This window comes from Streptosporangium sp. NPDC002607 (assembly GCF_053592655.1).
This window is the reverse complement of record NZ_JBSFWD010000049.1, coordinates 58930-65219: the sequence shown is the minus strand read 5'-3', so window position 1 is coordinate 65219 and position 6290 is coordinate 58930. Positions and strand designations below refer to the sequence as shown.

Annotated in this window: 9 protein-coding genes; 3 read left to right on the top strand and 6 right to left on the bottom strand. The window is 65.7% G+C overall.

What is annotated here, in order from left to right; all coding sequences use genetic code 11:
- Positions 1–232: 232 nt before the first annotated feature.
- Both ACWD3H_RS37775 and ACWD3H_RS37770 read right to left on the bottom strand, forming a co-directional pair.
- A complete protein-coding gene (locus tag ACWD3H_RS37775; protein WP_451958405.1) occupies positions 233–892 on the bottom strand; it encodes a hypothetical protein in 660 nt (219 codons plus the stop codon).
- Positions 889–1677, bottom strand: a complete 789-nt coding sequence (locus ACWD3H_RS37770; RefSeq protein WP_451958404.1) for a sigma-70 family RNA polymerase sigma factor — start codon at positions 1675–1677, stop codon at positions 889–891. Before ACWD3H_RS37770 ends, ACWD3H_RS37775 begins: the two co-directional genes overlap by 4 nt.
- 169 nt (positions 1678–1846) lie before the next feature.
- Between ACWD3H_RS37770 and ACWD3H_RS37765 the strand changes: the two genes are divergently transcribed.
- A complete protein-coding gene (locus ACWD3H_RS37765) occupies positions 1847–2170 on the top strand; it encodes a hypothetical protein (protein WP_355616968.1) in 324 nt (107 codons plus the stop codon).
- A gap of 188 nt (positions 2171–2358) precedes the next feature.
- Here the strand turns inward: ACWD3H_RS37765 and ACWD3H_RS37760 are convergent, their stop codons facing one another.
- The 4 genes from ACWD3H_RS37760 to ACWD3H_RS37745 all read right to left on the bottom strand — a co-directional run bounded on the left by ACWD3H_RS37760 (position 2359) and on the right by ACWD3H_RS37745 (position 5172).
- The gene (locus ACWD3H_RS37760; protein ID WP_451958403.1) at positions 2359–3489 is read right to left on the bottom strand and encodes a leucine-rich repeat domain-containing protein; all 1131 of its coding nucleotides are present in this window, start codon (positions 3487–3489) and stop codon (positions 2359–2361) included.
- A 365-nt stretch (positions 3490–3854) separates the two neighbouring features.
- A complete protein-coding gene (locus ACWD3H_RS37755) occupies positions 3855–4058 on the bottom strand; it encodes a DUF397 domain-containing protein (RefSeq protein ID WP_451958402.1) in 204 nt (67 codons plus the stop codon).
- Positions 4059–4110: 52 nt separating this feature from the next.
- Positions 4111–4314 carry a DUF397 domain-containing protein gene (locus ACWD3H_RS37750; RefSeq protein WP_451958401.1) on the bottom strand — a complete coding sequence of 68 codons (204 nt, stop codon included), beginning with the start codon at positions 4312–4314 and terminating at the stop codon, positions 4111–4113.
- Between the two features lie 9 nt (positions 4315–4323).
- Positions 4324–5172: a helix-turn-helix domain-containing protein gene (locus tag ACWD3H_RS37745; RefSeq protein ID WP_350956847.1), complete on the bottom strand. Its 849-nt coding sequence runs from the start codon at positions 5170–5172 to the stop codon at positions 4324–4326.
- Positions 5173–5343: 171 nt separating this feature from the next.
- On the opposite strand from ACWD3H_RS37745, the gene ACWD3H_RS37740 reads away from it, so the two are divergent.
- Both ACWD3H_RS37740 and ACWD3H_RS37735 read left to right on the top strand, forming a co-directional pair.
- The gene (locus tag ACWD3H_RS37740; RefSeq protein WP_451958400.1) at positions 5344–5631 is read left to right on the top strand and encodes a hypothetical protein; all 288 of its coding nucleotides are present in this window, start codon (positions 5344–5346) and stop codon (positions 5629–5631) included.
- Positions 5628–6191 (top strand): ATP-binding protein, encoded by a 564-nt coding sequence (locus tag ACWD3H_RS37735; RefSeq protein WP_451958399.1) that lies wholly within the window; start codon positions 5628–5630, stop codon positions 6189–6191. The genes ACWD3H_RS37740 and ACWD3H_RS37735 overlap by 4 nt, the downstream gene beginning before the upstream one ends.
- Positions 6192–6290: the final 99 nt, after the last annotated feature.

Sequence of the window (6290 nt, the reverse complement as noted above, 5' to 3'; positions counted from 1 at the left end):
ACCATCAAAACCTCAAGACGCAAAACGAGATGATATGTGGGGTGACTGGTTTTCAGTGGTGTGCTCTTCCGATGTGGAGGGGGGGGGCGGCCCGCGACGCCGGCCCCGGCCCGGAGAACTCCGGGCCGGGGCCGTCGTCGCGTGCCGCACCACCGTTCCGAACGTGCCACAGGTGCGGCAGGCGCCCCCGTCGGGATGGTCCGGCGGCCTGCCACACCTGTGGAGAGATGGGTCAGCCGTCCGCGGGCGGGCCGAGCGGGGCCTCGGTGCTGTCGACCAGCTCGCAGTCGGCCACGGGTCCGTCGGAGACCCGTGCCCAGATGCCGGCGATCACCCCGGCCGAACTCTCGCCGACGCTGAACTCCAGTACGGCGGTCTGGCCGTCCTTGACGACCCTGGGGTCGATCGTGAAGCCCACCTCCTGGCCCTCCGGTGCCGGCCAGACGCTGAGCGGAGCCTCTTGGTCGGACAGGAAGCTCTGGCTGCGGGGCTGGGGGCTGCACTTCTTGCCTGCCGGGATGTAGTCCACGACCGCGTTGAGTCCCATGCCCCGCAGGATCGCCTGGAGGTCCTCGGGGTTCTTGGCCTCGTTGATGGTGATGTGGATGGTGCCGTCGGGGTTCTGCGCCACGGCGTAGGCCGGGCTCCCCCCGGAGACGAACACCGGTACGGCCACCGCAAGTGCCGCGGCGGCGGCCAGGGCGGGGACGAGGAAGGCCGGACGCCGCAGTACTCGCTTCCGCGGCCGGACCTCCTGGTCGATCTCCTGCATCACGAACTCCTTGAGCAGTCGGCGACGGCCCGCAGGAAGGTCCCGTTCCACCGGGACCGGCAGCAGCCGGGCCAGCTCCTCGATCTGACCGGGGTCAGGCTGGGGCCTGGCGGCATTCATAGGGCTCTCTCCTGAACGGACCGGACCGCGTTGTCGCGGTCACCATTCATCTGTCCGGGCCGTGACCGCGGTTCCCGCATCTTCCCGGCCGCCCGCGTGGGGCGTGATCGGGGTTCTCGTACTTCTCCGGCTGCCTGTGCTGGCCGCTGTGATTCCCGTGTCCCTGCGGCCCGCGGCCTGCCCTCTGGCTGCGGTTCCCGTGTTCCTCCGGCCGCCTGTCCGGGGCGCGACGGTGATTCCCGCGTTCTCTCCGGAGCAGCCGCGTCCACGGCGAGCTTCCGCAGCCTCTTCCTCGCTCGGGAGAGCCGGGAGCGGATCGTGCCCACCGGCACCCCCAGGGCTTCGGCCGCCTCGGCGTACCCGAGCCCGGCCCACACGCACAGCGCGAGCACCTCCCGTTCGGACCTGCGCAGCGTGCCCAGAGCGACCCGGACCGAGGCCAGCAACTCGTCGTCGTCGACGCGGCCCGCCACCTCCTCGGCGATGTCCGGCACCACCCCGCCCGGAGGCAGCCTGGCGAGCGCGCCCTCGTGCCGCCGCAAGGCGCGATTGACGTTACGGGCGACGTTGGTCGCGACGCCCAGCAGCCAGGGCCGCAGCGAACCGCCCTCCACATCGACCCTGCCCCGCAGCCGCCACGCCTCCAGGAAGGTCACCGACACCACGTCCTCGGCGGCCGACCAGTCGCCGGTCAGCCGGAAGGCGTGGTTGTAGACCGAGCGCGCATGGTCGTCGAACAGCCGGCTGAAGGCGTCCGCATCTCCGGCGCGCACCCGGGCGCGCATAGTCGTCTCCACACACATGTACTGTCCGCCCGAACCCGCTGGTTCCTCAGGATTCAGGACATCATGCTCACCCGCGCCTGACGTCACCTCTCACGGCCCCGGGTTTCGGCGGCGGAGCATTGCAGCCGGTCGCAAGCTGTGCCCAACTGGGCGCCGATAAATTTTGGCCATGAACCTCCGCATGGCGTCGTCCAAGTCCTGGGCCGCGCTCGTCGTCGGTGTGCTCGCCGTCGTCGTGCGCGTGGACCTGACCACCACCCTGACGGTCAACGGGCAGTCCACCTGCGACTACACCGACCTCGCGGGGATCGGTCTGGGCGGTCTCGCGATGTTCATCGCCCTGGTGGCCGGGTGGGATGCCGTCACCGGTCTCACCGACTATCAACCTCGGGTGCGCAAGGGCGTCACCTTGGGGGTGATCGCTCTGGCGCTTCTTCTCGGCGCGGTCGGCCTGCTCAAGGGCTTTGCCGTCATCATGAGCCCCTGCGGCTGAAGCCCCTGGTGTCCGGTGCGCGCCGGCAGAAGACCGTTGCTGTGCATCGCATGCTGCCAGGACCCAACGGGTCACATCACGAACAGGTCGCTCGTATGCCGCGGGTTGGCCGGCGGGGTCACCAGAGGGGTGAAAGCCGTTGTGGTGTCATGCCTCACTCGTCCCCGCCTTCGCAAGCGGCCCCACGATCATCCCCCGAATACATTTTCAGTAGAGCCGTGGCCTGGTGGGGCCGGTGGAATCTCCTGACCCCACCAACCCCAACGCTCCTCATAGAAGACACTCAGTAGGAGCCTGGTGCCCTCGCTGAGGGCGGGAAGGTCACCCAGCCAATCGGGCAGAACGGTCAGCGGGTTATCGCTCACACTGAGCTCGGTGAGGGCGGTGAGGTTGCCCAGCGACTCGGGCAGAGCGGTCAACTGGTTATCCCTCAGGTAGAGGTCGGTGAGGGCGGTGAGGTTGCCCACTGACTCGGGCAGAACAGTCAGCCGGTTACTGCCCACACTGAGGGCGCTGAGAGCGGTGAGGTTGCCCAGCGACTCAGGTAGAGAGGTCAACTGGTTAGCGCCCAGGGAGAGGTTGGTGAGGGCGGTGAGGTTGCCTACCGACTCGGGCAGAACGGTCAACTGGTTATCGACCAGGTCGAGTTCGGTGAGGGCGGTGAGGTTGCCTACCGACTCGGGCAGAGCGGTCAACTGGTTATCCCTCAGGTAGAGGTCGGTGAGGGCGGTGAGGCTGCCTACTGACTCGGGCAGAACAGTCAGCCGGTTACTGCCCACACTGAGCTCGGTGAGGGCGGTGAGGCTACCTACCGACTCAGGCAGAGCGGTCAACTGGTTGTCATACAGGTAGAGCCATTCGAGGGCGGTGAGGTTGCCCAGTGACTCAGGCAGAACAGTCAACTGATTACCGTTCAGGTAGAGCCAGTAGAGCTCGGTGAGGTTCCCCACTGAGTCAGGTAGAACGGTCAGTCGGTTGTTATGCAGATAGAGCTCGGTGAGGGCGGTGAGGTTCCCCACTGACTCAGGCAGAGCGGTCAGCTGGTTGTCATGCAGGGAGAGGTTGGTGAGGGCGGTGAGGTTGCCCAGCGACTCAGGCAGAACAGTCAACTGATTACCGCCCAGGGAGAGGTTGGTGAGGGCGGTGAGGTTCCACACTGACTCGGGCAGAGCGGTCAGCCGGTTGTCATACAGGTAGAGGCTGGTCAGATGGGTGAGATCACCGAGCGATTCCGGCACCCTGTCCAGGTCGAGCCCGGACAGGTCCAGCGTGGTCGATCCCTCTCCGAGGCACCTGTCGATCCGCTCGTCAGCGGTCATCGGGTCGTTCCCGGTCTCCGTCAAGATCTCTCTCCTCGTCGTTGCTCGGATGCCCGGTCGCTTCGGGCGCGAGGGTCGAGGATGAGGCTATGGATCGGCGCTGGGAACCTGCTTGGAGGGCGCTGAGGGCCGGCTTGTGGATGGGACATCAATGTCGGCGAAAGCTAAGGAAGCGGTCTCGACCGCGCGCATCAGATCAGAGGTGAAAACGGCGGCGAGGCCGTCCACGGGGGCACCTGCGTCTCTCACCCATCAGGAACCTTCTCTGACTCACGCGATCAGGGACGTGTGTCGAACTCACCGCCCTTGACACCTTCGACGAAGGCTCGCCACCCATCAGGTGAGAAGATCAGCTCATCACACGATCAGGGACGCGTGTCGAAGTCTCCAGTCTTGACACGGCCAAGGAAGGCAGCCCAGTCACCCGACAAGAAGGAAAGTACGGCGCCGCCAGGATTCTTGGAGTCACGGACAAGATACTGGTTGTCTACGTGGGCCACCTCGACGCAGTTGTTGCCGCTGCCGCTCAGGCTGCTCTTGTACCAGACGGCGCTCGCCAGATCAGTCATGGGGCACCTGCGTTCCTCGCCTCTCAGGAGCCTTCTCTGACCCGTCACGCGATCAGGGGCGGGTGTCGAAGTCTCCAGTCTTGATGCGGCCGAGGAAGGCGGTCCAGTCACCCGACGAGAAGACAAGTGCGGCTCCGCCAGGATCCTTGGAGTCCCGGACAGCGACCGAGCCCGGAATGAAAGCGACTTCAACGCAGTTGTCTGTCGTTCCCTGACTGCGTGAACTCTTTTGCCAGGTGACCTGGGAGAAGTCCATGAGGGTGCCTCACTTCAACGTGTCGAGCATGCCGGACAGGTAGATGAGGGATGCATCAGGGGCAAGCGCCGTTGCGCACAAATGCTGGAAAACCAGTGTATAGCGGGCAAGCTCTTCCGGCTTTTCCAGGTAGAGGCCATCAGTGCCGGTCTCCACATAGACGATCTTCGGGTCCTCGGGGAATTCCATGATGACGAATTGACCAGCCATGCCCGCGTGCAGGCCAGCAGTGAGTGGGAGGACCTGGATGGTGACGTGTTCCAAGGGTTCGGTGTCGATGAGTCGCTGAAGCTGCTCGCGGAAGACAGGCGGTGAGCTCAAGGGACGGACCAGGGCGGCTTCGTCGATGACGACCCAGAAACGTGGGGAGTCCTTTTGGGTGAGGAGTTTCTGTCGTTCCATTCTCAACCTGACGCGCCGTTCGACTTCGGCGGGGTCACGTACCAGTGCCGCACGAGTGATCTCCGCCGCATACGCGGGAGTCTGCAGCAGGCCGGGGATCACGAGAGGTTCGAAGGTGGAGATGGTTGAGGCTTCAGCTTCGAGATCGATGTAGCTACCGGCCAACACGTCCTTGTAGGCGGTCCACCAACCGCGCTGGCGAGACTCCTTGGCAAGCGTGATCATCGCTTCGCGCTGCCCGGGATCGACAACACCGTAGACGTCGAGCAGATCGCGGACGTCACGGGGGTTCGGCCGCTGCCACTGGGCGGTTTCGATCCGGCTGAGTTTGCCCCGTGACCATTCCAACCGCTCGGCGACCGAGTCCGCGGTCATGTTCGCTGCTTCTCGCAGGCGTCGCAGCTCACCCGAGAGGCGACGACGCCGAACAGTGGGGCTCTGTCTGCTGGTGGTCATGGCTGTGTCTCCTTGTGGCCGGTTGCGATCGTAGGGCATCCGAGCGAACCAGACATTGAAACCTCAATCGGAGAATGCCAAAGGTTGGCATTGCGAGTTTGACTGTAACGGTACAGGATGACTACGGAACGTAATCCGTCGAGCAGTGGCCTACGGTAGGAGGTCGGCGACATGAGCACGCACGATCCGCAAGAGCAGTTCATTCATCTGGTGCGACTGGGCTGGGAGCTGCGGGGCCTGGGAGTGAGCACCTCGCTGGTGTTGCCCCAAGTGGGGCAGCCGGTGCTGGAGGTCATGTCCGGGGGCGAGACCCGGGTCCGGATCGCCGTCATCCGTCGTGCCTGCGGATGGGTATTCATCTGGCGGCCCTGGTGGGCCAGGGTGTGGCGGCCGGGCGAAGGGGTCTGGGCCGGGGCCGACAACGCGGCCGACGTCATCGTCTCGGCGGCGATCGCATGAACGCGTACCGGCAGGCCACCTGCCGCTACGAAAGACAGCGAGCGACCGCGGGACGCTGGGCCGTACTACACCCGCTGGGCCACGCCGAGTTCGCGGGCCTGGCCTGCTCGGTCGCGACGGTCCGCGCCTGGGCACGAGACCTGCTCACCGGCAAAGTCGCCGACTCCGCCCTCAACGATGTGCTGCTCCTGCTCAGCGAGGTCGTGACGAACTCCGTCGTCCACTCCGACTCCGGCCGCGCCCCCGGAGGATCGCTGACGGTCTGCCTGGGCCTGGGCGGAGGCATGGTGCACGCCGAGGTGATCGACGACGGCTCGGCGACCAGCCTCCCCTTCGTCCGCGCGACCGACTTCGACAGCGACGGCGGACGCGGCCTCCTCCTGGTCGAGACCATGGCCACCGCCTGGGGCACCCACCACGACCCCGAAGCGGGCACCGCCGTCTGGTTCCACCTCCCAACCAACGAAACCAACAAAACCGACCGAGCCAACGAAACCAACAGAACCGACGGAGCCAATAGAACCGACGGGCCTGACGGACCCGGCTCCTTCTCCAGCTGACCCACCTGACCGAAGCCCCTCTCCCGAGGCGTACCCCTCCCTCCGGTCACAGTGGTGGTCCGAGTCGCGGTGTGCCTGTCCGGCTGGACCCCGGCAGAG

Coding starts and splice junctions, on each gene's coding strand:
- ACWD3H_RS37750 (WP_451958401.1), bottom strand. CDS start 4,314: ATGGACTTCTCCCAGGTCACCTGGCAAAAGAGTTCACGCAGTCAGGGA.
- ACWD3H_RS37770 (WP_451958404.1), bottom strand. CDS start 1,677: ATGCGCGCCCGGGTGCGCGCCGGAGATGCGGACGCCTTCAGCCGGCTG.
- ACWD3H_RS37745 (WP_350956847.1), bottom strand. CDS start 5,172: ATGACCACCAGCAGACAGAGCCCCACTGTTCGGCGTCGTCGCCTCTCG.
- ACWD3H_RS37775 (WP_451958405.1), bottom strand. CDS start 892: ATGAATGCCGCCAGGCCCCAGCCTGACCCCGGTCAGATCGAGGAGCTG.
- ACWD3H_RS37735 (WP_451958399.1), top strand. CDS start 5,628: ATGAACGCGTACCGGCAGGCCACCTGCCGCTACGAAAGACAGCGAGCG.
- ACWD3H_RS37740 (WP_451958400.1), top strand. CDS start 5,344: ATGAGCACGCACGATCCGCAAGAGCAGTTCATTCATCTGGTGCGACTG.
- ACWD3H_RS37760 (WP_451958403.1), bottom strand. CDS start 3,489: ATGACCGCTGACGAGCGGATCGACAGGTGCCTCGGAGAGGGATCGACC.
- ACWD3H_RS37765 (WP_355616968.1), top strand. CDS start 1,847: ATGAACCTCCGCATGGCGTCGTCCAAGTCCTGGGCCGCGCTCGTCGTC.
- ACWD3H_RS37755 (WP_451958402.1), bottom strand. CDS start 4,058: ATGACTGATCTGGCGAGCGCCGTCTGGTACAAGAGCAGCCTGAGCGGC.